The organism is Endozoicomonas sp. Mp262 (genome assembly GCF_025643335.1).
Classification (GTDB): domain Bacteria; phylum Pseudomonadota; class Gammaproteobacteria; order Pseudomonadales; family Endozoicomonadaceae; genus Endonucleibacter.
Window position 1 is genome coordinate 377,961 of record NZ_CP092489.1, and the last position, 26,054, is coordinate 404,014.

At 48.7% G+C, this 26,054-nt stretch carries 26 protein-coding genes and 1 pseudogene; 14 read left to right on the forward strand and 13 right to left on the reverse strand.

The window, feature by feature from the left end; translation table 11 throughout:
• The first annotated feature begins 178 nt into the window (after positions 1–178).
• Positions 179–424, forward strand: a complete 246-nt coding sequence (locus tag MJ595_RS01550) for a hypothetical protein (protein WP_263080769.1) — start codon at positions 179–181, stop codon at positions 422–424.
• 108 nt (positions 425–532) lie between these two features.
• On the opposite strand, the gene MJ595_RS01555 is transcribed toward MJ595_RS01550, so the two are convergent.
• Positions 533–1,129 carry a hypothetical protein gene (locus MJ595_RS01555; RefSeq protein WP_263080770.1) on the reverse strand — a complete coding sequence of 199 codons (597 nt, stop codon included), beginning with the start codon at positions 1,127–1,129 and terminating at the stop codon, positions 533–535.
• A gap of 95 nt (positions 1,130–1,224) precedes the next feature.
• On the opposite strand from MJ595_RS01555, the gene trmL reads away from it, so the two are divergent.
• Together trmL and MJ595_RS01565 are read left to right on the forward strand one after the other, a co-directional pair.
• Positions 1,225–1,698, forward strand: coding sequence for a tRNA (uridine(34)/cytosine(34)/5-carboxymethylaminomethyluridine(34)-2'-O)-methyltransferase TrmL (gene trmL / locus MJ595_RS01560; RefSeq protein ID WP_263080771.1), 474 nt, complete (start codon positions 1,225–1,227; stop codon positions 1,696–1,698).
• A gap of 83 nt (positions 1,699–1,781) precedes the next feature.
• A complete protein-coding gene (locus tag MJ595_RS01565) occupies positions 1,782–2,090 on the forward strand; it encodes a hypothetical protein (RefSeq protein WP_263080772.1) in 309 nt (102 codons plus the stop codon).
• A gap of 311 nt (positions 2,091–2,401) precedes the next feature.
• On the opposite strand, the gene secB is transcribed toward MJ595_RS01565, so the two are convergent.
• From secB to MJ595_RS01585, 4 genes are all read right to left on the reverse strand, one after another.
• A complete protein-coding gene (gene secB / locus MJ595_RS01570; protein ID WP_263080773.1) occupies positions 2,402–2,866 on the reverse strand; it encodes a protein-export chaperone SecB in 465 nt (154 codons plus the stop codon).
• A gap of 79 nt (positions 2,867–2,945) precedes the next feature.
• Positions 2,946–3,200 carry a glutaredoxin 3 gene (grxC, locus tag MJ595_RS01575; protein ID WP_263080774.1) on the reverse strand — a complete coding sequence of 85 codons (255 nt, stop codon included), beginning with the start codon at positions 3,198–3,200 and terminating at the stop codon, positions 2,946–2,948.
• A 16-nt stretch (positions 3,201–3,216) separates the two neighbouring features.
• Positions 3,217–3,633: a rhodanese-like domain-containing protein gene (locus MJ595_RS01580; protein WP_263080775.1), complete on the reverse strand. Its 417-nt coding sequence runs from the start codon at positions 3,631–3,633 to the stop codon at positions 3,217–3,219.
• Positions 3,634–3,742: 109 nt separating this feature from the next.
• Complete coding sequence (locus MJ595_RS01585) at positions 3,743–4,411, reverse strand: hypothetical protein (protein WP_263080776.1); 669 nt, start codon at positions 4,409–4,411, stop codon at positions 3,743–3,745.
• Between the two features lie 212 nt (positions 4,412–4,623).
• Between MJ595_RS01585 and gpmM the strand changes: the two genes are divergently transcribed.
• Positions 4,624–6,162: a 2,3-bisphosphoglycerate-independent phosphoglycerate mutase gene (gene gpmM / locus MJ595_RS01590; protein WP_263080777.1), complete on the forward strand. Its 1,539-nt coding sequence runs from the start codon at positions 4,624–4,626 to the stop codon at positions 6,160–6,162.
• Positions 6,163–6,449: 287 nt separating this feature from the next.
• Here the strand turns inward: gpmM and MJ595_RS01595 are convergent, their stop codons facing one another.
• Genes MJ595_RS01595 through MJ595_RS01605 form a run of 3 tightly spaced genes read right to left on the reverse strand, consistent with a single transcriptional unit; the run spans position 6,450 to position 9,922 of the window.
• Positions 6,450–7,070: an FKBP-type peptidyl-prolyl cis-trans isomerase gene (locus tag MJ595_RS01595; RefSeq protein WP_263080778.1), complete on the reverse strand. Its 621-nt coding sequence runs from the start codon at positions 7,068–7,070 to the stop codon at positions 6,450–6,452.
• Between the two features lie 35 nt (positions 7,071–7,105).
• On the reverse strand, positions 7,106–8,503 hold the full coding sequence (locus MJ595_RS01600) for a phosphomannomutase CpsG (RefSeq protein WP_263080779.1): 1,398 nt from the start codon (positions 8,501–8,503) through the stop codon (positions 7,106–7,108).
• A gap of 12 nt (positions 8,504–8,515) precedes the next feature.
• Positions 8,516–9,922 carry a mannose-1-phosphate guanylyltransferase/mannose-6-phosphate isomerase gene (locus tag MJ595_RS01605; protein WP_263080780.1) on the reverse strand — a complete coding sequence of 469 codons (1,407 nt, stop codon included), beginning with the start codon at positions 9,920–9,922 and terminating at the stop codon, positions 8,516–8,518.
• Between the two features lie 117 nt (positions 9,923–10,039).
• On the opposite strand from MJ595_RS01605, the gene MJ595_RS01610 reads away from it, so the two are divergent.
• Positions 10,040–10,417: a hypothetical protein gene (locus tag MJ595_RS01610; RefSeq protein WP_263080781.1), complete on the forward strand. Its 378-nt coding sequence runs from the start codon at positions 10,040–10,042 to the stop codon at positions 10,415–10,417.
• 213 nt (positions 10,418–10,630) lie between these two features.
• Here MJ595_RS01610 and MJ595_RS01615 read toward each other — a convergent pair whose 3' ends face one another.
• Positions 10,631–10,879, reverse strand: coding sequence for a hypothetical protein (locus MJ595_RS01615; RefSeq protein ID WP_263080782.1), 249 nt, complete (start codon positions 10,877–10,879; stop codon positions 10,631–10,633).
• A 139-nt stretch (positions 10,880–11,018) separates the two neighbouring features.
• The gene (locus MJ595_RS01620; RefSeq protein ID WP_263080783.1) at positions 11,019–11,993 is read right to left on the reverse strand and encodes a ribonuclease Z; all 975 of its coding nucleotides are present in this window, start codon (positions 11,991–11,993) and stop codon (positions 11,019–11,021) included.
• Positions 11,994–12,196: 203 nt separating this feature from the next.
• Here MJ595_RS01620 and MJ595_RS01625 point away from each other — a divergent pair, with 203 nt between their 5' ends.
• The 5 genes and pseudogenes from MJ595_RS01625 to MJ595_RS01645 all read left to right on the forward strand — a co-directional run bounded on the left by MJ595_RS01625 (position 12,197) and on the right by MJ595_RS01645 (position 18,130).
• On the forward strand, positions 12,197–13,327 hold the full coding sequence (locus MJ595_RS01625; RefSeq protein WP_263080784.1) for a peptidoglycan DD-metalloendopeptidase family protein: 1,131 nt from the start codon (positions 12,197–12,199) through the stop codon (positions 13,325–13,327).
• Between the two features lie 292 nt (positions 13,328–13,619).
• Positions 13,620–14,888 (forward strand): annotated as a pseudogene (locus MJ595_RS01630) (S41 family peptidase); the annotation flags it as partial.
• 132 nt (positions 14,889–15,020) lie between these two features.
• Positions 15,021–16,277, forward strand: coding sequence for an MFS transporter (locus tag MJ595_RS01635; protein WP_263080785.1), 1,257 nt, complete (start codon positions 15,021–15,023; stop codon positions 16,275–16,277).
• Positions 16,278–16,430: 153 nt separating this feature from the next.
• Positions 16,431–17,288 carry a formate transporter FocA gene (focA, locus tag MJ595_RS01640; RefSeq protein WP_263080786.1) on the forward strand — a complete coding sequence of 286 codons (858 nt, stop codon included), beginning with the start codon at positions 16,431–16,433 and terminating at the stop codon, positions 17,286–17,288.
• Between the two features lie 41 nt (positions 17,289–17,329).
• Entirely contained in the window at positions 17,330–18,130 is an 801-nt protein-coding gene (locus MJ595_RS01645; protein WP_263080787.1) for an esterase, read from the forward strand.
• Between the two features lie 50 nt (positions 18,131–18,180).
• On the opposite strand, the gene MJ595_RS01650 is transcribed toward MJ595_RS01645, so the two are convergent.
• Positions 18,181–19,326: an acyl--CoA ligase gene (locus MJ595_RS01650; protein ID WP_263080788.1), complete on the reverse strand. Its 1,146-nt coding sequence runs from the start codon at positions 19,324–19,326 to the stop codon at positions 18,181–18,183.
• 255 nt (positions 19,327–19,581) lie between these two features.
• On the opposite strand from MJ595_RS01650, the gene parE reads away from it, so the two are divergent.
• Positions 19,582–21,471, forward strand: a complete 1,890-nt coding sequence (gene parE, locus MJ595_RS01655; protein ID WP_263080789.1) for a DNA topoisomerase IV subunit B — start codon at positions 19,582–19,584, stop codon at positions 21,469–21,471.
• Positions 21,472–21,523: 52 nt separating this feature from the next.
• Positions 21,524–21,685 (forward strand): hypothetical protein, encoded by a 162-nt coding sequence (locus MJ595_RS01660; protein ID WP_263080790.1) that lies wholly within the window; start codon positions 21,524–21,526, stop codon positions 21,683–21,685.
• A 317-nt stretch (positions 21,686–22,002) separates the two neighbouring features.
• Here the strand turns inward: MJ595_RS01660 and MJ595_RS01665 are convergent, their stop codons facing one another.
• On the reverse strand, positions 22,003–22,995 hold the full coding sequence (locus MJ595_RS01665; protein ID WP_263078067.1) for an IS30 family transposase: 993 nt from the start codon (positions 22,993–22,995) through the stop codon (positions 22,003–22,005).
• Positions 22,996–23,379: 384 nt separating this feature from the next.
• Complete coding sequence (locus tag MJ595_RS01670; protein ID WP_263080791.1) at positions 23,380–23,808, reverse strand: hypothetical protein; 429 nt, start codon at positions 23,806–23,808, stop codon at positions 23,380–23,382.
• 239 nt (positions 23,809–24,047) lie between these two features.
• Between MJ595_RS01670 and MJ595_RS01675 the strand changes: the two genes are divergently transcribed.
• Together MJ595_RS01675 and MJ595_RS01680 are read left to right on the forward strand one after the other, a co-directional pair.
• A complete protein-coding gene (locus tag MJ595_RS01675) occupies positions 24,048–24,809 on the forward strand; it encodes a hypothetical protein (protein WP_263080792.1) in 762 nt (253 codons plus the stop codon).
• A 331-nt stretch (positions 24,810–25,140) separates the two neighbouring features.
• The gene (locus MJ595_RS01680; protein ID WP_263080793.1) at positions 25,141–26,046 is read left to right on the forward strand and encodes a DUF979 domain-containing protein; all 906 of its coding nucleotides are present in this window, start codon (positions 25,141–25,143) and stop codon (positions 26,044–26,046) included.
• The last annotated feature ends 8 nt before the right edge of the window (positions 26,047–26,054 follow it).

The following is a 26,054-nucleotide window of genomic DNA, read 5'->3' on the forward strand; positions in this document are numbered from 1 at the left end:
CAACCCCTTAACATAACTTATAACACAGCAATATCGTCGCTTAAACATGTTTTTATTTGCGTATTAAAAACTCTCAATCCTGCAAGTGCGGCGTTTCTTCGTTCCCAGCGGGGAACGGCAGCAGGATTTTTATTTCTGCCTATACTTCCTGAACAGTTAACAAAAACAGGTCATCACTATGTCACTTGAAGCAAGAGTTACCACATTAGAGTACAAGGTGGATCAGCTTGAGCAGGCGTTTCAAAAGAACAATTCAATCCTTGAGGCCACCCACGGTGTGGTGGCACTCATACTGAAAGAGCAGCGGGAGCGATTTGATAAGCAGGAGGTGTTTAATCAGAGACAGGAGGCATTCAACCAAACCGTCAATGAGAACTTCAAACAGATAGAGCTGCTGATTCGTCAGCTACATCCCAACCATTAACCCCTCGCCCCCGGTGTCAAAGACCATGGATGGTGTGAATGAAAAATACAAGGATAGTTTTCTGCCCGCGGGAATGCATACGGATATCTCAGACACCGTTGCCTGCTATCACTCCGCTGCCACCGTCAAAGTCAGTTCATCACTGTAAGCGCCGACATTTTTCTGGTTAAAGTTAATATTACCGGCAAGGCGCAGACGTAACTCCATATTGGCACTGGCTTCCGAGCAGTCAGGGATATCTGTCTCACGGGCATTAGCGGCAGCAAAATCCGGGGTAGGCACACCCGCCGTCAGTCCGCCAAGGCTCTCCTGACCTCCCTGCCCCACCACTTCCACAAGGTACTCAATACCTTCTGCATCACCAGGCAAGACATTTTCAACCGTGGATGAGTGGGCGAGGACAAAGCGGCCATTACTAGCACTTCTATTGCTGTCAGCCACCAGCGTCACAGTGGCTGTATTATGGAAAATACAAAACCACTGTCGTTGATCCTGAAACCCGAAGGTTTCATCAAAGCCGCCAAAGTCTATATTGGTCAATGCCAAAGGAAATCCGATTTGAGCCAGGGGCGGGATAAGCAGCTCAATATCAAAGTCACCGGATGATAAATCATCGGTGGCTTCCACCGGGTTGTTGGCGGCAAAGAGAGAGCTACTCCAGATGAGGGATAAACTGGCGATCCAGCCACGGGGCTTTATTATCATTATTTTAAGCCTTTTTTAGACAAAGGGTATCAGTGACCACCGCGCCATGACAATAGTGTTAAAATGCCCTTAGATGTCACTGAAAACACTGAAAAATGCTTGATATTGTTTTATACCAGCCTGAGATTCCCCCCAATACCGGTAATATTATCCGCCTTTGTGCCAATACCGGTTTCACCCTTCACCTGATCAAGCCCCTGGGCTTTGACCTGGATAACCAGCGCCTGAAACGGGCCGGGCTGGATTACCATGAATATGCCAATCTTCAACTTCACGAAAGCTACGAGGATTACCTGGCCACTGCAAAACCCGAGCGGGTCTTTGCCTTAAGCACCAAGGGGCATCAGTGTTACTCGAAAACCCGCTTTAAAAAAGGGGATGCATTAATGTTTGGCCCGGAAACCCGGGGGCTGCCCGATGATATCCGTAACAGCCTGCCCGCTAGCCAGGTGCTGAAACTACCCATGCTTCCCGATAGCCGCAGCCTGAACCTGTCCAATACGGTGGCTATTATGGTTTATGAGTCCTGGCGACAGCTATCATTTGAAGGATCAGCGGTAATTGACTGAATTACCAGTTAATTTTTTCATCGAGCTGCCACTGGCCATCTATACTTCTCCTGCGTTAACCCAACAATAAGGTCATAAAAGCGATGGTTTCAGATCTGCAATTTGCCCAGCTTGATGAGCGTGTCACCCGGCTGGAGTACTGGCGCACGCTCAAGGACGAGCATCTTGAGTACCTGATAAAGGAGCATAATGACCTGCTTCAGTTATTGCTGGAAAAAGTGGGTCAGTTTGAGGAAGTACAGCGACGGTTTGCATCCCGCCTGGACAGACAGCAGGAGCAACTGGATAGACAGCAGGAGCAAATAGAGAAGATGGTCACTAAAGATGATTTTAACAGCTTTAAGGCTGATGTTATGACAACACTGCAACAACTGTTAAATCGTCAACACTGAAAAACAGGTCTGCATTCCCAGGGAGGAGAGGGGGTCGCAAAACCCACAGCGCAATGCCCTGTTTTTTTTGGAACTATGAAGGACACTAAGTACACCAAGGCTTTTCTTAAAATGCTTCGTGCTCTTCGTGTCCTTCGTGGTTTAAAAAAGCCTTTTACGACAACCTCCAAACCCTGGGAACTAGTGCAGGTAAGCGTGAATATCCATACAGTTATTGAATAAGTTTAAACCCGTATGCATTCCCAGCGGGGACGCTGGGAACGAGGCGCTTACTTGTATAGATATTAACGCTTAGAGGCACTAGGAACAAATCAGTTAACCGCTTCCTGCCTGGCCTGTTCCTGCGCCTGCATGTACAGGGCATCGAAGTTTACAGGAGCCAGCATAATGGGAGGGAAGCTGCCTCTCAGTACCAGGTTGTCCACGGCTTCACGGGCATAAGGGAACAGGATATTAGGGCAGAATGCACCCAGGGTACGGTGCAGTTCTTCTTCGTTCAGTCCTTTTGCCATGAAGACACCCGCCTGCTGAACTTCAACAACAAACGCAGTTTCTTTTTGCTCTTCCGGGCCGTTGTCCACAGTGATGGTCAGGGACAGCACCACTTCATACAGACCTTCTTCCAGGGCACTGTTGCTGGTGTTCAGGTCCAGCTTTACTTCTGGCTGCCACTGTTGCTGGAACATGGCAGGCGCCTTGGGGGATTCGAAGGAGAGGTCCTTCACATAAATACGTTGCAGGGCGAATTGAGCCTGCTCTTGCTGATTATCAGCCATTGTTACTTCCTTCTCTAATTAATACTTTTAAACGGCCCTATCTCCGGGAAACACGTTAATGCCTGTTTCCCGGAGATATTCAGGGCGTTAGGAGCTTATCCAGTTCACCGCTGGCTTCCAGGGCAAAAAGATCATCGCATCCCCCAATATGGGAGTCGCCAATCCAGATTTGCGGCACCGTATGCCTGCCCGCTTTTTTCGTCATTTCCTGACGAACGTCCGGACGGCCATCCACGCTGATATTCCGGTAGCCAGCTCCCTTTTTGTCCAATAGCCAGAGCGCCTTGGAGCAAAAAGGGCAAAGAGCTGAAGTATATATCAGAACCTGATTCATCCACGCATCCGTTTTGTTATTTTTTCACTAAGGGCAGGCTGTCAGATTGCCAGGAGCCAATCCCGCCTTTCAGCTTCATGACTTGCTCAATGCCTGCTTCCTTAAGAATTTTTCCAGCCATGCCCCCATGCTGGCCCATGGCATCCACGATAATGACAGGCTTGTCCTTATGTTTTAGCAGCTCAGATGCACGTTCTTTTAGGCGGGCAAAAGGAATATTCAGGGCGTCCACAATATGGCCTTTATTGAATTCTGCCTTTTCACGCACATCAACAATCACGGCTCCCTGCTGGTTCACCAGGAGAGTCAGGTCCTGAGTGGTCACGCCCTGTCCACCCTTTCGCATCTCGGTGAATACCAGGGCGCAAACCAGCACAACCAAAGCCCCTACCAGCATAGGGTGGTTCACAATAAACTCAAAAATCTGTTCCATGTCGATCCGGTGATCTCAAGTACACAAAGCTGCGAAGTATACTAAACCTGAGAATGAATAGATAATCCTGAAGGGATAAGGGCAGGTATAACCCACCCTGGTGAGCGTTTTATGAACGGTCGCCTGATCCGCCTGTGCCCATTGTGAAAAATGGCTTGAATTTCTCGTTATTCTCAAGGAATGGCTTGCCCTGGTTAACCAGGCCCACCTCTACACTATACATATCAATAACAAGGTGTTCCTGACCGGCACTCCTGGCTTTTTCATTGAACTGATTAACCGAATCCTGAATCTGTTTTTTCTCTATTTGTATCAATAATCCCTGCTGACGCCGCTCCGTTGACTGAAAAGGCATTTTTTGCAGGTTCTTTTTGATGTCATTCAAGCTCATCAGGTCCTGTAAAATATTGCGGCCCTCTTGCAGTAACAAACCACTGTTGCGGGTTTCACCGGCTTTATTTGTTAAGTGCCGGGTTTTTTCCGGACCTTGCTGAAAAGGTTGGGCGGATTTTTCCCGCGGGGCTGAAGATTGACGTTGCGCCTTCGATTGAGACAGCGAGGGGATTTTTTGACCGGTATACGCCTGAACCCTCCGTTGGGGTAGGGCTTTTTTTGCCGGCCCTGTCCCGAAAGCACTGAACTTGAAACCAAGGATGGATGGTCTGGGCTTTGATTGACGTATCCTTCTGTTATTAAGGCCTTTGACCTCCAGCCGCTGAGACTGCTCCCTCCCGGGTGAATGGGCATTATAATGTCCACCAACGCTATTAACCGGCATACACTCCTTCCCCCTGATTAATTCCCTGAAAACTCTTTGATACCTTATGAAAAAAAAGCGCCGGAAAAGCGTCACATTCTGTTGAATGATGGGCACTTTTATAGACTTTCTGTTTTCATTAATTCATTTACGAATAAAGGCTTTTATAGTCTTAATTGTAGATCCTATAATGCCCTTAAGTTTCCAATCCCCTCCGCAATGGTTGATCGCTGATGACTCAACAACGCAAGACCACCGCCCTTATTATTCTTGACGGCTATGGCCACCGACAAGAAACGGACTTCAATGCTATCTACGCCGCCAGTACTCCGGTTATGGACAGGCTGCTAAACAATAATCCCAATAGCATGATTTCCGGCTCCGGCCTGGATGTTGGCCTGCCTAATGGCCAGATGGGTAACAGTGAAGTGGGCCATATGAACCTGGGCGCTGGCCGGGTTGTCTACCAGGACTTTACCCGTATCACCAAGTCCATCAAGGACGGTGATTTCTTTGAAAACCCGGCCCTCACCAGTGTCGTTGATAAAGCCGTGAGTGCTGGCAAGGCTGTTCATCTGATGGGGCTGATGTCTCCTGGTGGCGTTCATAGCCATGAAGACCATATTCATGCCATGGCTGAGCTGGCTGTCCGCCGTGGTGCCAAAGAAGTCTATGTGCACGCCTTCCTGGATGGCCGCGACACCCCTCCCCGCAGTGCCGAAAGCTCCCTGGAAAAACTGGATGCCGCCCTTAAAGCCAAAGGGGTGGGTCGTATTGCCAGTTTGATTGGCCGTTACTATGCCATGGATCGTGATAACCGCTGGGAACGTGTCCAGGCCGCTTATGAACTGATCACTGAAGGCAAGGCTGAATTCACTGCCAAGACCGCTGTTGAAGGTTTGAAAGCTGCCTATGAGCGGGATGAAAATGATGAGTTTGTTCAGGCGACAGTTCTCGCTGAAAACGGTCAGTCTGCCGCCACCGTCAATGACGGCGATGCCCTGGTGTTCATGAATTTCCGCGCAGACCGTGCCCGTGAAATCACCCGCAGTTTTGTGGAAACAGGATTTAACGGCTTCCAGCGCAGCAAGACCCCGGCTCTCGCTGGTTTTGTTATGCTGACCCAGTACGCTGCCGATATCCAGACAGCCTGTGCCTTCCCTCCTGCCGGACTACCCAACACCCTGGGTGAGTACATGGAGAAACTGGGCAAGACCCAGCTGCGTATTGCAGAAACTGAAAAGTATGCCCATGTCACCTTCTTCTTCAGTGGTGGCCGGGAAGAGCCTTATCAGGGTGAAAGCCGGGTACTGGTGAATTCACCAAAGGTTGCCACCTACGATCTGCAACCGGAAATGAGTGCCTTTGAAGTTACTGAAAAACTGGTGGCTGAAATCAAAGGTGGCCAGCATGACCTGATCATCTGTAACTTTGCCAACTGCGATATGGTAGGCCATACCGGTGTCTTTGAAGCGGCGGTAAAAGCCGTTGAAACCGTTGACACTTGTGTGGGCAAGGTGATTGAAGCACTGGAAGAAACCGGTGGACAATGTCTGATTACCGCCGATCACGGCAATGCCGAACAGATGATGAATGCCGAAACCGGACAGGTTCACACCGCCCATACCTGTGAACAGGTGCCGCTGGTCTATGCTGGCCCTAAAGCCATTAAGCTGAAGGACGGTATCCTGTCTGATATTTCCCCGACACTTCTGGCTCTGATGGATATCGAACAACCGGAAGAGATGACCGGGAATTCCCTGATAGACTAAAACTCGTTCCCAGCGTCCCGAGACTGTCGCGAAACCCAATTCTGTAGATAAAAAGTAGGGTTTTTACTCTTTTTTAACCACGGAGACACAGAGGCACAGAGTTTTTATATCTTTAAACTATAAATCTCCGTGCCTCCGTGTCTCCGTGTCTCCGTGGTTAATAAAAATAGCTTTTGCGACAGTCTCAGGACCCTGGGAACGAGGTGCGTCTTCTCTTCGCCGGAATGGGAGATGCATAAAAAAACCGGAGTATTTACTCCGGTTTTTTTATAGCGATGCTTTTGCTATCAAGCCACAATATCCAGCAGCTCAACATCAAACACCAGCGTTGCATAAGGTCCGATAGCACCACCAGCACCACGGGCACCGTAGGCCAGGTTATGAGGCAGGTGCAGACGCCACTTGGAACCGGTACCCATCATTTGCAGGGCTTCAGTCCAGCCAGCAATCACGCCGTTAACAGGGAACTCAGCTGGCTGACCACGTTCAACAGAGCTGTCAAACACAGTGCCATCCACCAGAGTACCGTGATAATGGGTTCTTACTGTAGAGGTTGCCTCAGGCTTGGGGCCCTTACCTTCCACCAGAACTTCATACTGCAAACCAGACTCGGTCACTTTAATTTCAGTACGCTTGGCATTTTCTGCCAGATACTTTTCACCCTCGGCAGCAAATTCCTTAGCCTGTTCCGCCTGCTTTGCCTGCAGTCGGTTCTGCATCTTTTCAAAGGCTTCCTGCAGAGCACCATGCTCTACTGCACTGGGAGCACCGTTGAGGGAATCAGCCAGACCTGCCAGCACGGCATCAATAGACAGCCCTTCAATAGGGTTACCTGACAGCTGGTCTCCCATCTGGCGACCAATCCCGTAACTTACCCGTTCTTCAACGGTTACATACTTATCAGACATTCGATATGTATCTTTTCAGAGTAAAGGAATCTATCTTAACACGCTTTAGACGCCTGATACTTGAACTCATCAAGAAGTTTAAGAATTTCCTCTGTTTTGGCGCGCATAAGGGCAGTGTCGGATTTAGCTTCAACATTGAGTCGAACCAAAGGCTCTGTATTTGACATCCGCAAATTAAATCGCCAGTCATTAAACGACAGGCTTATTCCATCCATAAAATCCATATAAAGGCCTGGCTCACCTTTATAGTGTTCAAGAATACTTTTGATAGCTTTATCAGGGTCAGCAAGGGCAATATTGATTTCGCCAGATACCGGGTAAGCAGCAATGCGCTCGGCAATAAGCTGGCTAAGGGGCACTTCCTTACGGGACATCAAGTCAATCACCAGCAGCCAGGGAATCATGCCACTATCACAGTAACCAAAATCCCGGAAATAATGATGGGCGCTCATTTCTCCGCCATAAATGGCATCTTCTTCCCGCATTTTTTCCTTGATATAGGCATGACCTGTCTTTGACTGAACCGGGATGCCTCCAGCGGACTCCACCTGCTCTATGGTATTCCAGGTCAGCCTTGGGTCATGAATAATCTTGCTGCCGGGATGCTCTGCCAGTAATGCCTCTGCCAGCAGACCCACAATATAGTAGCCCTCTATAAAGTGTCCCTGTTCATCAAATAAAAAGCAGCGGTCAAAATCCCCATCCCAGGCAATGCCAATATCCGCGTTATGTCGTTTAACAGCCTCAATGGTTGAGGCACGGTTTTCCGGCAGCAGGGGATTGGGAATGCCATTGGGAAAAGTGCCGTTGGGCTCATGATTGACTTTAATAAACCGGACAGGAATATTCGCGGACTGGAAGCGCTGCTCAATGGCATCAACAATGGGACCTGCCGCACCATTACCCCCATTGACAACAATATTCATGGGCCTGATATGGGAAAGATTGATGTATCCCAGCAAATGTTCCACATATTCATTAACAAGGGATTGTTGTTTATAACCTCCCCGCTTTCCGGAACTGGTTTCCGGAAAATCCGTGGTTTCGGCAATATGCTGGATATCCCTGAGACCTGAGTCAGCACCAACAGGTCGGCTTTCCCTCCCCACCAGCTTCATGCCGTTATAGTCTATGGGATTATGGCTGGCAGTGACTTCAATACCACCATCAGCCTTCAGCTGCCTTACGGCAAAATAGATTTCTTCCGTGCCCGTCATACCTAAATCCAGCACATGGGCTCCTCCATCCCTGAGACCTTCCACCAGGGCAAATTTGAGTTTCCCGGAAGAGAGCCTGATATCTCCCCCCACAACAACAGTGGCTGGCTGCAAATGCTGGCAGTAAGCCCTGCCAATCCGATAGGCTATCGCCTCATTCAGCTCACTGCCCAGGCGACCACGGATATCGTAGGCTTTGAAACAATTCAATTTCATAACTATTTCCTTTTAGGATGACGCCTCACTATCCTCAAAACGAACAATGTCATCCTCTCCCAGGTAACTGCCACTCTGTATCTCTATCAACTCCAGATTCACCTTGCCCGGATTTTCCAAACGATGCGGGTAGCCAAGGGGAATAAATGTGGACTCATTTTCTGACAGGATTATCTGTTCATCTCCCCGGGTAATCAGTGCTGTACCCTGAACCACAACCCAGTGCTCAGCCCGATGGTGATGCATTTGTAATGACAGGCTGGCTCCCGGCTTCACGGTAATTCTTTTAACCTGATAGCGATGACCGATATCTATAGCATCATAGCTTCCCCAGGGCCTATATATTTCCCGGTGACAAAGGGCTTCTTTTCTCTGATCCCGCTTCAGTTCATCCACAACCCGTTTAACAGACTGCACATCCTCCTTATTGGCGATCAGGACACCATCACTGGTCTCTACCACCACTAAATCCTTCACCCCAACCATGGAAACCAGCCGGTGTTCCGATCGGACATAGCAATCCTGGCTATCAACGGTTAGCACATCGCCATGACAGGCATTGCCATTATTGTCTTTTTGCGTCAGATCCATAATAGAAGACCATGACCCCACATCACTCCAACCACAATTAATGGGGAGTACAACGGCAGATCCGGTTTTTTCCATGACCGCATAATCAACGGATTCATTCGGGCACTCTGAAAATGACCGAGGCTCTATGCTAATAAACGGGCCTTTTATTTCTGAACGCCCCCAGGCTTTTTCACAGGCCTGAACAATATCGGGTTGAAACGCATTCAACTCCTCCAGGTAGACCGAGGGTTTAAAGGCAAACATACCGCTATTCCAGAAATACTCACCACTCTTTAAATAATGAATGGCAGTTTCCAGGTCCGGTTTTTCCACAAAGGAGTGTACTCTAAGGCCCCGGTTTTGCCTGGAAAAAGATTCTCCTCCCCGGATATAGCCATACCCGGTTTCAGGGCTGTGTGGCTGAATTCCAAAAGTAACCAGTTGTTCCTGCTCAGCAATGGCAGCTGCCTCAACCACCGCTTGCCGGAAAGCATCTTGATCGGCAATAAAATGATCAGCGGCCAGCGCCAGCATCACGGGATTGCGTTTGATTTCCATCAGGCTGGCCAGTGCCAGGGCGGGAGCAGTGTTGCGCCCCTCAGGCTCCATAATAATCGAGGCATCTGTGATACCTATGGCTTCAAGCTGTTCTGCAACCAGAAAACGATGGTCCTTATTACAGAGAATGATGGGGGCAGCACAATCCAGGCCTTGCAAGCGTAATAATGTTTCCTGCAACATAGTTTTTTCTCCCAGGCAAGGCAGGAATTGCTTGGGATATTGCTGCCTGGAATAAGGCCATAAGCGAGAACCAGAACCTCCGGCCATAATGACTGGAACAAGCATAAAAAGTCCTTTTTCTTATGAGTTGTTGTTTTATATTAAAAGAACATGGTTCATTACTTTTTGCAAAATATAGTTTACATTGATAAGGGTTCCCCAAAATTAAAGCAAGGAGGCTTTATGTTTTTAAAGAAATTGGCTAATACAGCAATCATTGTGACCACATTGGCAGGAAGTAATCTGATCCAGGCCAATACAATAGGTAACACAGGATCAGGGTTGCTTGCTCCACAGAAAGCAAATGACCTGTCTTCATCGATAATGCTGGCAAAAGGGGGTGGCCGGGGAGGTGGCGGACACGGTGGCGGGGGCCGGGGTGGTCATGGAGGCCACGGAGGCGGACATGGCCATAGTGGTGGAGCTGATAGTGGTGGGCATGGTAAACAAGGTGGGCATAACGGCCATGAAGGGAAAGGTCGTAAAGATGGCGATCACAAAGGCAGAAAAGGAAAAGGTAGACGCCCTGGAGGCCTGCCCTCAGCCAGTGAAGGCTATTAAGCCAGGCCGGGAATGCAACAAGATTGTTTCTCTGCCTCGTTCCCAGCGTCCCGAGGGTGTCGCGAAAGCCTGTTTTCATATATCAGTATGAAAAAATCGTCTCTACATCCCTTGTATATCAAGGGGGTTAATTCTCATTTAGAGCATGAGAAGGAGGAACTATGACTTTCGCGACAACCTCTCCCCGCTGGGAATGCATACGAGTTTTTCAGTTCATTCAATACCTGTATGGATATTCGCGCTTCCCTGCACTAGCACTTTCATTTCTTTTACACCAGACCAACTGGTTACACGCTCACTCATCCACCGTGTTGGTACTCGGCGCTTAATGGTCTGAATGCCTGTGGGTAAATTTTTTGCATAATTATGCCATTTAGAACCCGTGTTTTTGCGTGCAAGACGAATCTGGAATGTCCAGTATGCACTGATATCTTGTGAAAAGCGGGCATCATATTTTGGCATGGTAACAGCCAATACTTGAGCAAACCCATTCTCAGCCTCTGCCCCCGGATGCTGGCGGGTATAGATAACCCCTCCCTCTACCTTCGATTCCTGTTGAATTTGATTACTGTGCGCAAGTAGGCCCTATTAACGATACGGGTCAATCATTTAAACCAACCAACTGCCCCTCCCGGGAAAGCTGCCAGACCCCAAGGTCTTCAGCCAGTTCAACCTGGCCCTGATAATACTCCTGTGCTTCCCTTCGCAACATTTCAACACTGTTTTCACCCGCCCTGGGTGATAGGCGATAACGACCACTGAAGTGGGTGAGAATAATATTAGGCACACCGGCACGGGCAGCGGCTTCAGCAACTTTTTTGGCGGTGCTGTGCATCCATCTCGGCCCTACCTTCTGAAAAACCTCATCGGTAAATGTTGATTCATGAACCAGCAGGTCCGCATCCAGCAATACCTCGTGCAACAGTTCCGGCTGGTCATTATCGCCGCCAATCACCGCAACCCGGCTCCTGGGTGCCGGGTCCATGACCTGTTCCGGACTAACCCGGGTTCCATTCTCCAAAACAATACGCTCGCCTTTTTGCAGCTGCCCCCACAAAGGCCCCCTGGGGACACCCAAAGCCTTTAGCTTTTCCCCATCAAGGGCAGTGGCCACGGTTTTTTCAAAAAAGCGATAGGCAAAGCTCGGTACCCGGTGGGAAAGGGGATGGGCGGTTACGGCAAAATTTTCATCACTAAAGGTAAAGTCTTCAGCATCACTTCTGACAAAATGCAGCTCAAAAGGCAGATCATGCACATCGGCACAGGCCAATGACTGCCTGACAAACGGCTCAACACCATCCGGGCCACAGATGGTCAGGGGTTCAATACGCCCTTGCATACTCGCAGATGTCAATAACCCGGGCAGACCAAAAATGTGGTCACCGTGGATATGGGTAATAAATATCGCCTTCAATTGGGCAAGAGTGTAGCGACAAGTAAGCAGGCGATGCTGGGTTCCCTCCCCACAGTCCACCAGATACCAGCAACGGCTATCATCAATTGCCAGGGCAAGTGCGGTGACATTCCGTTCAGTGGTTGGCATACCCGCCGAGGTACCAAGAAAAGTCAGTCTCATAATGGCCCACACCTCATCTGCTTCATGGTATTTCTTTCAAGATATTTTCACTTTACCACAGGATTTCCCGAGAAAAGCAGGGCATACTCTGCCGAAGCTAAGCGCTATATGATAGTTACGCTTTCTGACACCAGGAACTGTTCACGGTAAAATGTCTACAGTCCTTATATAAGTCAACAACGATAGCCTGTGACCGCTTGCCTATGAACTTTTCGGCTTCAGTTTTTTTAGCTCTGTTACTGTTATCATTTACCGGCCTCTCGCACTCGGCTGATACCCTTAAGTCCACTGAGGCAGAGCTTAAAGCCGTTAGCCAGGATATCCACCAGCTCAAAGGGCGTCTCAAGACACTTAATAAAGAGCGCTCATCCACCGAAAACCAGCTGCTTCGCATAGAAAAGGAAATTCAGCAGTTACAGGGCGACATCCGGCAGGTGGAATCACTTGCTAATGAGAAAGAACAGGAAATAAACCAACTCAAGGCTCGGCAAAAGGCACTGATAGTAAAGCGGGATAAAGAAAAAGAGCGCATTGCCATCAGTCTGAACTCTCTTTACAAAACAGGCAGTGATAGCCGTATCAAGTTACTGCTGAATCAGGAAGACCCCAACGAAGTGGCCAGACAGCTGGTCTATCTGGATTATTTTCAGAAAGCCCAGATAGATGCCATCAACACATTTGAGTCTGTTATCCGGGATCTGGAAAAAAACAAAACACTGCAGTTTCAGGCCAATCAGCAACTTCTGGACAAACGGGATAGTCTGAAAGAAAAGAATGCATTGCTGAAGGAGGAAAACCGTAACCGTCAGAAGCTGATCAGCCAACTTTCCTCACAATTTCAAAAGAGCGACAAACAGCTAAACCAGCTGGAAAAGCAGCGTAAAGAACTGGAAGTCATTCTGGCAAGCCTGAAAAGTCGGGCAGTCCATACCCAGGTACCCTTTAATAAAATGCGGGGAAAACTGCCCTGGCCCGTCAATGGCAAACTGCTGTTTAGCTATAATGAGCGCCGCCCCGACACCCATATGAGATGGCAGGGTCTCTTTATATCCGCAAACAACAATCAGGCCACTGCGGTTCATGATGGTAAGGTGATTTTTGCTGACTGGCTAAGGGGGTATGGACTGCTGGTTATTGTGGATCATGGGCAGGACTATCTAACCCTCTATGCCCATAACCAGTCACTACTGAAAAAAGAAGGGGACAATGTCCTGGCCGGAGAACCCCTTTCCGTGATCGGCCAAACCGGAGGCCAGGTAAGTCCCGGACTTTACTTTGAGCTGCGACACAAGGGAAAACCCCAGAATCCATCTGCCTGGCTGGTAAGGCGTTAATGGCAATACAAATTGCAGTTTCAGGGATAAACACCGATAAATTATAACCAAAGAAAGGTGTTGAGAAAGAAGTGCTGTCGATTAACGCTATACTTGATCCACTCAAAATAAGCATGCAGGAGCTTTTATAACCATGACCTTTAGACTAAACCGGCTTATCCAGGCTGTCATAATGACATTGGCCTGTAGCTATACACTTTCAGGATGGGCCGAAGGTCAGCAAGGTGATAAAAAGCCTGCACAGGACTCTGCTCACCAGCAACAACAGGCCAGTGCCGATAAAAAAGGCCTGCTGCCCCTGGAGGATTTGCGAACATTTACCGAGGTCATGCAACGAATAAAAACCGCCTACGTGGAAGAGGTGGATGACAAGACCCTGCTCGAAGATGCCATCAAGGGGATGCTCAGTGGTCTGGACCCTCACTCAGCTTACCTGAAACCCAAAGACTTCAAAGAGCTGGAAATCAACACCTCGGGGCAGTTTGGCGGACTGGGCATGGAAGTGGGAATGGAAAATGGTCATATCAAGGTGGTGTCCCCCATTGATGACACCCCGGCCCATAAGGCCGGCATTCAGGCAGGAGACCTGATCATCCGGCTTGATGATGCACCGGTAAAAGGCATGACACTGATGCAGTCCGTGGAAAAAATGCGGGGCGCTCCCGGCAGCCCCATCAAGCTCACTATTGTTCGTGAAGGCACTCCCAAGCCTTTGGATATCACAGTCAAGCGCGCCATTATTAAAGTGCAGAGTGTCAAGACCAAAACCCTTGAAGAAGGCTACGGCTATATCCGCATCAGCCAGTTCCAGTCAGATACCGACAAAGAACTGCTGGAAGATATCAAAAAGCTGAAAAAAGAGCAGAAGGACGGCAAGCTGAAGGGACTGGTGCTGGATCTGAGAAACAATCCGGGCGGCGTTTTGCAGGCAGCAGTGGGTGTGGCTGATGCCTTTCTTGACCAGGGACTCATTGTTTACACCAAGGGCCGTTTCCCGAACTCTGAACTGCGTTTCAATGCCACAGCCACTGATCCATCAGAGGGTGTACCCCTGACAATCCTGATCAACGGCGGCTCGGCCTCAGCCTCGGAGATTGTTGCCGGTGCCCTGCAAGACCATCACCGGGCCATTCTGCTGGGCAGCACCTCCTTTGGTAAAGGCTCTGTGCAAACGGTATTGCCGTTGAGTGTTGATTCTGAACGGGGCTTAAAGCTCACCACCGCCCTGTATTACACACCTAATGGCCGTTCCATTCAGGCTGAAGGCATCAAGCCTGATATTGTCCTGCCTCAGGTCAAGGTGACACCGGTTGAAGGCAGCTCTCAATACAAGGAAGCGGATTTAAAGGGACACCTTTCCAATGGCAAAGGCCATAAAGCCCCTAAAGACAGCAGTAAGGACAAGGGCAAAGACAAAGGCAAAAAAGACGAACCCATAAAACCGGAAGAACTTCTCGAAAAAGACTATCCTCTCAGCCAGGCCTTGAATGTACTCAAAGGTATGTACCTGAAGTCATCCGTCAATACAGCCAAGGCAACTAAAACGGCCGCTGAAGAATAACTGTCCTGAATTCCACTTCCACCAATACCTGAAACCCCGGCAGCAATGTTGAGGTTTCAGGACACTCTCCGGTCAAATCTGCTAAACCTGAAGCCACTGTCATACCAATGCTGTTAAAGGTATTTTGTCATCATGCTCAAAAAACTGGTCTTTATTACCTGCCTGGGCGCAGTGCTTGAGTTTCTTGATTTCACCATCGTCATACTATTCGCCAACGAACTGACCCTGGCATTCTTACCCAATGCCGGTGAGTCAGGACTACTATGGCTATTTGCAATTTATTCACTGGGTAGTCTCAGCAGGCCCATTGGCGGCATATTATTCAGTCATTATGGCGATAAAATAGGCAGAAAGCGGCTGTTCCGTTTGTCCATCATCATGATGTCAGGAGCCACCCTCGCAATAGGATTGCTACCCACATACAGTACTCTTGGACTCACCTCTATGATCCTGCTGGCTATTCTGCGCACTTTGCAGGGGCTATCTGTTGGCGGAGAGCTGCCCGGAGCCATTGTTTTTGCTGCGGAGCATGTGCCTCCCCGCCATCGTGGCACCCTGACCGCGGCGATTATTGCTTCAGCATTGCTGGGACTGGTGCTGGCGTCCTTTATGGGCGTGCTGCTACAACATAACCTGAGTACGGAGCACATTAACAGCTGGGGGTGGCGACTTCCCTTTATTGCTGGAAGCCTGCTGGGAATAATGGGCTATTACCTCCGCCGAGGCATTGTTGAGACTCCCTTATTTAGCGAGATCATCAACGCCAGTGCCATCGCCGAAATCCCCCTGGCAACCCTGTTCAAACGACAACCCAAAGCGGTTTTTATTGGCATCGGCCTTACCGCAACGGCCGCATCCATGGTTTCTATCTATATATTGCTCCCACCTTACGCCAGTCGTTATCTGGGATTTCCCGCTGAAAAGGCCTTTGAGTTCACCACCATTACCCTGTTAACACTGTCCATCCTGTCCCTGGCCTGTGGCTGGCTTTCTGACCGGGTTGGTCGAAAGCCCATGCTGGTTACCGGTGGCATCATTTTACTGGTGATAGCCCAACCCACCTATGAAGCCATGATGGCAGGCTCTTTATGGTTCATGATGGCGCTAACCATCGTCCCGGCAGCCATTGCCAATGGTTGTTATGTGGCATCGGTATCAGAGCTATTTCCCACACAAGTTCGATACACGGGACTGGCCGTATGCATTAATGTTGGCGTCTGCGTCTTTGGTGGCTGTGTTCCCTATATGATGGAACTGCTCAACCAAAGCGGTTATAGCCATGGCCCACTGATGCTAATGCTAGTAACCGGAACTATTACTGTCGTCAGCAGTTGGGCTATGGTTGCCCGTCATGGGTGTTCACTGGGGCATATTGAAACTCTTGGTTGATGGTCATAATTGACGAGGCTAAATACGAAATCAACGACTCTGCAAGACTGGTAAATTCCGCAATATTGCCTGCGCATATCACTCTGCCCAGAGAACATGGCAATTGATAGAATGCGCTGTTTTTTTTCCTCTTCGCACACCTTGGACATCACCATGCAGCTTGAAAACTTTCCCCAATTCGGTGCCGTTCCTCCGGCAGAAATGGCTAAAATGGCAGAGCAAACTGCCGTGGGAAAAACAAAGAAACATCCCCGGATTACCCTGATGCTGGCGTTCCTTGCAGGGTTGTTCATTTCCATAGCCGGTATGTTCTATACCACAGTCTCCGCGGGCTCCGGCTCCATGCCCTATGGTATGGCCAAGCTGGTTGGCGGTATCAGCTTTAGCATGGGCCTGATGCTGGTTATCCTTTGTGGCGCAGAACTGTTTACCAGTAACACCCTGCTATTAATGGGCCGAGCCACAGGCCGGATCAGCCTGGGTGCCATTGCCAAAAACTGGACAATGGTTTATTTCGGTAATATGTTCGGCTCCCTGGTCTTTGTTGCCCTGATGATCGGATCCGGACAGTACCTGAGCGGTCATGGTGCCATTGGCCAGTCCGCCCTGTATATTGCCAATGCCAAGCTGGGACATACCTTTGGCCAGGCCATTATCCTGGGTATTCTCTGTAACCTGCTGGTGTGCCTGACCTACTGGCTCAGCCTGAGCGCCCGCACCGCCGCCGGAAAAATGCTGGCCTGTATTCTGCCGGTTGCCGCATTTATTGCTGCCGGTTTTGAGCACTCCATTGCCAATATGTACCTGCTGCCCATGGGACTGATTATCAAGCATATCGCCACCCCGGAATTCTGGGCCATGATTGGCTACAGCCCCAGTGACTTTGCCAATATCAACCTGCACAACGTGCTGATGATGAACCTTATTCCGGTGACTATCGGTAATATCATCGGTGGCGGTGTGATGGTTGGCCTGAGCAACTGGTTTGTATTCCTGCGCAAGCAAGGTTAATGATTCCCGGTATCGCGAAAGCCTGAATTTTCTCCACCGTCATGCCGGATAAATCCTGTACAATCCCTGTACAGGGTGACGGCATTGAGTCCATGTCAGGCTTTTGTGACAACCTCTCCCCCACCGGGAATACAACAAGGGAGCTTTCCCGAGAAAAGCGTCTATATATCAAGAGTCCGAAAAAAATTCCGGCGACCATAAGCGAAGCAAACAACAGAGCCCAAGGCATGAATAAAAAACCACTATTAATCTACCTCCACGGACTGAATAGCGCACCCCAGTCCACCAAGGCACAATTAGTAAAAGACTACATTGATAGCAACCGGCTGGATATTGAGTACTGGATTCCCAGGCTACCCCACTGGCCCGAAGAAATAAGGTCACTCATACTGGATACCCTGTTACCTCAAATTCACCTGCGTCCTGTTTATATTATTGGCAGCTCCCTGGGGGGATTTTTAGGCACCTGGTTACAGGATCATATCTACCGCGTAACTGAAACCATCTGTCCCAAGCTGGTGCTGATAAACCCGGCAGCCCGGCCCTTTGAACTCTTTGAAAACTATCTGGGCACTCAGGAAAATTTATACACCGGGGAACGCTGGGAGCTGACCATAAACCATGTTAAGCAACTCCGGGCCATGGAAGTAAAAAACGTACTTAATCCAAAAGCCATCTTTTTGCTGGCACAAAAAGGCGATGAAACCATCGACTATCGTCAGGCAGTAGAAAAATACCAGGGGTGCCAGCGTATGATTCAGGAAGGCGGTAGTCATACCTTTGATAATTTTTCCGGCGTGCTACCGGATATCTTCTCATTCCTTGCGGATAGAGTGATTTAACGTGGTGTTAGCAAAAGGAATGGTTAGTGGAGAGCATGCCACCAAACCGTTCACGATTCCTCCAGCAACACACAAGCCCCATTCTGCAATAACTCTGCATATTTCCCTGTGGTAAACCAGCCATGATTAAACACAGACCGGGTTAAAGAGGCATTATCTGAATATTCCGAGAACAACTGGGGGCTACGCACTTCCAGAATACCCGGGCCTGACTGGGTCACCTTACCCTGTTCATCCACTAAACGAATACTGACGCCTGGCAAAAGCTGTGCCTCCACACCCCGGGAGCACAGGTCACTACTTCCTGGAGAGAACAATGCACCGGTTTCTGCCAGACCATACCCTGCCATCAGACAGAGTCTGTCCGCTTCAGATCCCTTGGTGATTATCTCCGGCAATACCTTCCATGAGGAGTCAACCATCGCCAGTTTAAGGCAGTGGCCAGTGGCTTGATGACGGGTCACGGTCTGCCAGTAGCCCATCATGCTTAATGCTTCAGGATAGTCAGTTATTACCAGCTGCGGCATATTATGATCAAAACCCGACCTGTAACCATCACCCCTAGCAATCAATTGACAGGTTGCCCCCGCTGCCATAACCGCCAATACACCAAACAACCCAAAGGCATGGCTAAATGGCATCATAGAAAACACACGGTCTCCCGGCTGCACGGCCCAAACCCGACCAAGGATATTAGCCCGTGCCGCCAGGGCCCTGAAGGAATAAGAAACGGCTTTTAATGCTTCGGCTTCCTGACCCAGACACTGAATCATGGCACATTGATCCAAAGGCATCGTTTTTAAGGGCAAGGGAGAATAGTTATCCCCAAGGCTAATACAGCCCAACCCCTTTAACTCTGCCCGGGTACAGTAATCTTCAAATTCGGGTGAACCAGAGACCAGGCGTTCCCCCCCCAGCTTGCCGAGATGCTCCTTTAACACCGTCCGCATTAACAGCGGGTTATAGGACACAGCAATGGCTCCGGCAAGCCAGATACCCAACATCGTGATAATGACACTGCCTCTTTCAAAGGCTATGCAGGCAACCGCTTCACCGGGTACAACCCCCTCTGCCTTGAGCAGTGCCGCCAGGCAACGTGCCTGCTGAACTATATCGCCATAACTGTAGGCCTTCTCACCATCAACAATGGCTAACCTTTGCGCCGGGTGGCCAACAATACTTGAAAGAAATGACACAGGCCATCACTCCAGAAGATGGACATCAAGCCAGTATAGACAGCCTCCTGGTCTGGATGTTTCATAAGGGGAGTATCAGGTTCTATTCTCTATTGCCAGTAACGGAGTGTTTGAGTCAAGGCCGTTTGATTCGATACACTTGGAACTATCAGTCATCAAAAACCATGAACTGAGAAGCCGCGTATTGCTCCCAAGGGGCTATTTCCCCGAAAAAAGCAGTGACTCCAGGGCCTCTTTTCATGGTACAAGGAATCCATGCGTAACGACTACACAGCAGAGGCCATTGAGGTCCTCAGTGGCCTGGACCCGGTTCGCAAGCGGCCAGGCATGTACACAGACACCACCCGTCCCAATCACCTGGCCCAGGAGATTATCGATAACAGCGTCGATGAGGCTCTGGCTGGTCATGCCAGTCATATCAAAATCACCCTGTTCAAGGATCACTCCCTTGAGGTCACGGATAATGGCCGGGGGATGCCTACGGATATTCACCCGCAACACGGCATATCCGGTGTTGAGCTGATCCTGACCCGGCTTCATGCCGGTGGTAAGTTCTCCAACAAGAACTACCAGTTTTCCGGCGGCTTGCACGGCGTTGGTGTTTCGGTTGTCAATGCCCTTTCCTCCCGGCTGGAAGTGGCGGTCAAACGCCAGGGCAAAGTCTTCAGTATTGCCTTTAAAGATGGCTACAAAGATGCTGAGTTGGAACAAATCGGCACCTGTCGTAAACGGGAGACAGGTACAACGGTACGCTTCTGGCCCAACGCCAACTACTTCGATTCGGCAAAATTTTCTGTCACCCGGCTCATGCATGTGCTGAGAGCCAAGGCAGTATTGTGTCCCGGACTCAGGGTTGAGTTTGAAGACCAGCACTCCGGTGAAACCACCGACTGGTATTATGAAGACGGCCTCTGTGACTACCTGAAAAGCGCCACCCATGAATATACCACTATCCCTGCCGAACCCTTTACCGGTTCACTCACCGGTGAAAAAGAAGCGGTGGACTGGGCGGTACAATGGCTTCCTGAGGGTGGAGAACTGTTGGCTGAAAGCTACGTCAACCTGATTCCCACCCCGCTGGGGGGAACCCATGTGAACGGTTTGCGTTCCGGCCTGCTGGATGCCATCAGGGAGTTCTGTGAATTCCGCCACCTGTTACCCCGTGGGGTCAAACTGGGGCCTGATGACCTCTGGGAAAACTGTGCCTATGTGCTTTCCACTAAACTGGCCGACCCGCAATTCTCCGGACAAACCAAAGAACGGCTGTCCTCCAGAGAGTGTGCCGGCTTTGTGTCCGGAGTGGCCAAGGATACCTTTGGCCTCTGGCTGAACCAGCACACAGCTGAAGCGGAACTGTTGGCAGAGCTCTGCATCAACAACGCCCAAAAGCGGATGCGCAAAGCCAAAAAGGTATCCCGTAAAAAGATCACCCAGGGGCCAGCCCTTCCCGGAAAACTGGCGGACTGCTCCAGTCAGGATATGAGCCGTACCGAGTTATTCCTGGTGGAGGGTGATTCCGCCGGAGGCTCTGCCAAACAGGCAAGGGACAGGGAACATCAGGCCATCATGCCCCTGCGGGGAAAAATCCTGAACACCTGGGAAGTGGATTCCAGCGAAGTGCTTTCCTCCCAGGAAATACACGATATTTCAGTGGCACTGGGCGTCGATCCCGGATCTGATAATCTGAATGGACTTCGCTACGGTAAGGTTTGCATACTGGCGGATGCGGACTCCGATGGCCTGCATATTGCCACCCTGCTCTGCGCCCTGTTTGTCCAGCACTTCCGCCCTCTGGTGGAAAGCGGTCATATCTATGTGGCCATGCCGCCTCTCTACCGGATTGATGTGGCCAAGGAAGTCTTCTACGCTCTGGATGACGCAGAAAAAGAAGGGGTACTGGAACGCATCAAGGCAGAAAAGAAAAAAGGAAAAATCAACGTCCAGCGTTTTAAAGGACTAGGCGAGATGAACCCCCTGCAGTTAAGGGAAACCACTATGTCTGCCGACACTCGTCGTCTGGTTCAACTCACTCTGGATGATTTCGAGTCAACCATACAGAACATGGATATGTTACTGGCGAAAAAACGCTCCTCTGACCGGAAAGCCTGGCTGGAGTCCAAGGGGGATCTGGTGGAAATTTCCTGAGTGTTTGTTGGAAACACCATAAGCTGGTGTTTCCAACAAGTGTGGTGAATATATGAGTAAAATTTTCTGGACTTTGTTAGCAGTAGTCGCTTTTACCCTTTTAACGGCAAAAGAACTGAATGTCAGAATTCAACCCGGCAATAGCTACCTTACCTACAGCTTCCCACGCTGGGCAGAACACCCATGGTTTGAGTATGACAGCAGAAATAACTAGCGCAGGGAAGCGTGAATATCCATACAGCTATTGAATAAGTTGAAAGACTCGTATGCATTCCCAGCGGAGAGAGGGTGTCGTGGAACTTAGTTCAGCGTGAAAAACCGGGAACTGTCTCTCTTTCTTTTCACCACAGCACCCTCGGGACGCTGGGAACGAGGCCAGATTTATTAATAAGCCAAAGCCGTTAAACTCCTTCCCTGTTCAGTGTCAGGTTATAGAAGACCTGGCGCTGCTCCTTACTGGCTACCTTTATTCTTCTTTTTAATCTTTATTCATGCTTATATAGCAATCAATTTATTTTTTCCCACCTGAATTCAAGTCATAAATGCATAACCCATGACTTTTCTTGCATTCACTCCAGTTAACTCTTTGAATGCCTCATATGGTGTTTTGTAACCGAGGCATTTCCTGGGCCTGCTGTTCAGCTTGTCTACCGCAATGATAACGTCTCTTTCTTTGACGTTATGAAGCTCCATTGATTTGGGAAAGTACTGCCTGAGCAGCCCATTGGCATTCTCATTCTGGCCTCTCTCCCAAGAGTGGTAGGGCACAGCAAAGTAGCTGTCGCAGCTCAAGGCTTTGTTGATTGCTTCATGCTGAGCAAATTCCTTACCGTTGTCGTAAGTGATCGTTTTAACAAACCTTTTCAGGGGCTTGAGTGTATCAATCACTGCCTGTTTAACCGCTTTTGCTTTCTTTCCTGGCAGCGGAACAGCAAGGCGCAGTTTAGTCTTTCGCTCATCCAGTGTGGCAATGGCACCCTTATGGTTTTTGCCGATTACGGTATCCGCCTCCCAGTCACCAACACGCCCCCTGTTGTTGACGATCTCCGGGCGCTCTTCAATACCTACCCGGTTAGGTATGCCTGTTCGGTTATGAGCTGAACCATATCGCTTTCGGTACGTTTTTTTCTGATGGCGCAAGTGTTTATACAGGGTACCGTCAGTGCGCTTATCATCCTCTATGAACTGGTAAATCGTCTCATGATGCAACTTGATTATCCCTTCTTTTTCAAGCCTTCCAGCCACTTGCTCAGGACTCCAGTCAGCCCGGATATCTTGAGCAATCCGTCGCTTAATATCTTCCGTCAACTTCACCGCCTTGGGTTTTTCCTTATGACGCTGTTGAGCCTTACGATGAGCCTGCTGGTGCCTGTAACCACGCTGCCCTGTGTTGCGTCCTAACTCCCGTGACAGCGAACTCTGTGAACGCCCGAGTTTTTCTGCAATTTTATTTTGAGAAGTCCCATTTTTCAGTTCGATTTCGATATAATGTCTCTCTTCAGAGCTAAGGTGCTTAAAGGCCATCCTTGGCGTCCTCTGTTTGGTTTGGTTGCTTAACAGAGTACCCCTGAGTTCTGATTCACTTCAAAGGCTCTGTAACAACCCTCTGGTTACAGAGGTTATGCATTTATGATACAAATTCAGGTTATAATACGAGTCTGCAATTACAGGGGTATCATGAATACCCCTTATTGATCTTCAAGCAGCAGACCAAACTAGCAATCGCAGCATATACCATTATCCGAAGCCATAATCTGACCTAAATCATTTCCTATTAACTACCAGGCTGTACAAAATTTAGGACTTGACACTATTTTGATAACTTTAGAAGACGTCTAATCAGTTTTTTCAACTTTTTCCATTGACATGAGCCAACACTTTGCAACATGTGCGCCTCTATTATATTGCTCAGTGAGTGGAAGACTTGCCCCAGGCTGCTTCATCCTTAAACACCTTATGGCGAAGGACCCGACTTTTTTCACAGACAGCGATGCCTGTTGAGTCAATATAGGAAACGCCAGATATCTTGCCGTAACGGGTCTGCAAGAAAGCTGAGAGCACCATGATGGCTTGCGGCATAAGCTCAACAAACCGGTTGTAACTGACCAGGCCGTGAAAGTGCTTACGCCAGTATTTACAGACATGATCAATATAGAAATGTTTCAGACAACGATAGCCTTTAGCATGAAACATGATGGCGATTGTTGCCACTTCGCTGATTGATAGAGACTGTTTACGAATGCGCTTGCGGCCACAATGCTCGATCAAATACTGGTTTAGCTTTGGTTCAAATTGCTTGCAAAAATCGTCTACCCTGCAAAATACCTTGGTCAGCACAGCACTACTCCATCCCTAATCAGCGTGGTAGCTATGCTATATAAAATCAGTTCCTTATGTCGAACTCAGGTCTTCTTTTAACTACGCTATACTCTCAAACTGACTTTTAGTTAAAAACATACTGGCAACTTATAATGTGTACACAGCCATTTTTTCGCTGTATTTTTCTTTATATATTATTTCTAAACATTGCCCTATTCCCAAGTTATTCGTCTGCTTTTTTCTGCCAGGGATGTCAGGTGCCAGTAGTACTCAATCCCCCTATTCCATCTCATCAACCACAACAGAAATTTCTGATTTTATGCTGCGCCTGTAGAGCCAAGGCATATGGAACAACTCAATCAGGATTTCAGACTCCATTGTGTATACCAATACCTCCATGGGTAACTTTTCAATCATCCACTTATACAACTCACCCCATTCGTCCCCCCTTACCTACCCAAACCTTAAGTACTCGAACTTTAAGAACTGAAAGCCCTGATGTGCTAAATAGTGATATGGAACCATTCGAGCAATTCAGACAAAAATTTTATAATAGCTGTGAAGAAGGAAAAGTACACCTATGGAGAGGAAGGTTTAGAACAGTAAAAAGGGGAAAGTTTAGGAATATAAAAGAAGTTCGAAAGCTGCTTGAACTATCAGAATACCAGAAACATCATATCCCCTATTTTTATGTATTTTCCGGCAGCGCCAAAATGATTCTTGGCGAAAATATGCCAGGAGCTGAGCTTGATTTTCATATTGCGGAACAATACCATGCTCAAAATAACAGTCAACTCAGAATAGAATTGAATCAGGAATTAGCCTATTATAACTATCTGACAGGAAACTATGATAAGGCACTCAGAAGGTATCAGGAAGAATACTTAAAACATATTCCGGAAGGATCATATAATATTGTAAAAAAAGCATACGGAAAATGCCAAAATTATTGGCATTTCCAACAATGGTTCGAAGCACTAATTATAATACCCAAAGCATCGAAGCCATTAGCGTTTTAATCAACGGTCAAATTTCTTCTATAGTAATTTAGTGCTATGTACTTCTGCTCCCCATGAGGTTACACGTAAGAAATTTTAAAATACAGGTTTAGTGATAACTGGCCAATATAGGGTTGAGTTGACTTAAATCAACTCGATGTGTTCCTGAAAAAAAGAATATAACCACTAGCCGAGACTCCGCTTAATCATGTGCCGATAAATTGGTTTAACGCGCTGCCATTATCTCTTTCACCATCATGATAATCCGAATGAAGTGGCTCGACAATTCATTAACCAGAAAAGAACTGAAAGCGGAAATATCACCTTATAAAACCCGGGTGAGAAATTAATTATGGGGCTTGAATCAGTCTATATCGTAGTGGGCCTTACCCTGGTTATCTATGCAATCATGACAGTGCGAGATAAACACCATAAGCGCCGTTGGGGAACCAGCCTGTTTTGGCTGCTATACGGCTGCTCCTTTATATTTGGTTCCATATTGCCGGATTTTGTTATTGGTCTAATGGTCATTATTTTAACTATCATTGCTGCAACAGGCATGCTGGGATCAGGTTTCTACCAGCCAAGCAGCGACGAAGAGAAAAAGCAACGGGCCAGGCAGTTTGGAAATAAACTGTTTATTCCCGCAGCAGTGATACCCATAGTCACCTTTCTTTGGGCCAAGTTAATGGGTAATGCTCTGGAGGGTCTGGGTATCGCCTCTATGGTAGCGCTGGCAGTTACCCTGGCAATGACCCGTGGCTCAATTGAAAGCAGCTTCCAACAGGGACGACGACAGCTTGATGCCATTGGCTGGGCTGCTATCTTATCGCAGTTTCTGGCCGCTTTGGGCTATCTCTTTGGAGCCGCTGATGTTGGTAGCACCGTTTCTACCATCGTTGCAGCCATGGTGAACCAAAGCAGTCAATTAGCCACCGTAGCCGCTTACTGCCTGGGAATGGCTGCCTTTACCGTCATTCTTGGAAATACCTTTGCGGCATTTGCCGTTATAACAGCCGGTATTGGCATCCCAATGGTTATTGTTACACACGGTGGTGATCCAGCGATTGTTGGCGTTCTGGGGATGCTATCAGGCTACTGCGGCACACTCCTGACACCTATGGCCGCTAATTTCAATGTGGTGCCCGCCGCCTTGCTGGAATTAGATAACAAATACCATGTGGTCAAAGTACAAGCGATACCGGCACTCGCCTTACTGCTTGCCAATATTATCTTGATGTACACCCTGGCCTTTTAGCCCGGATA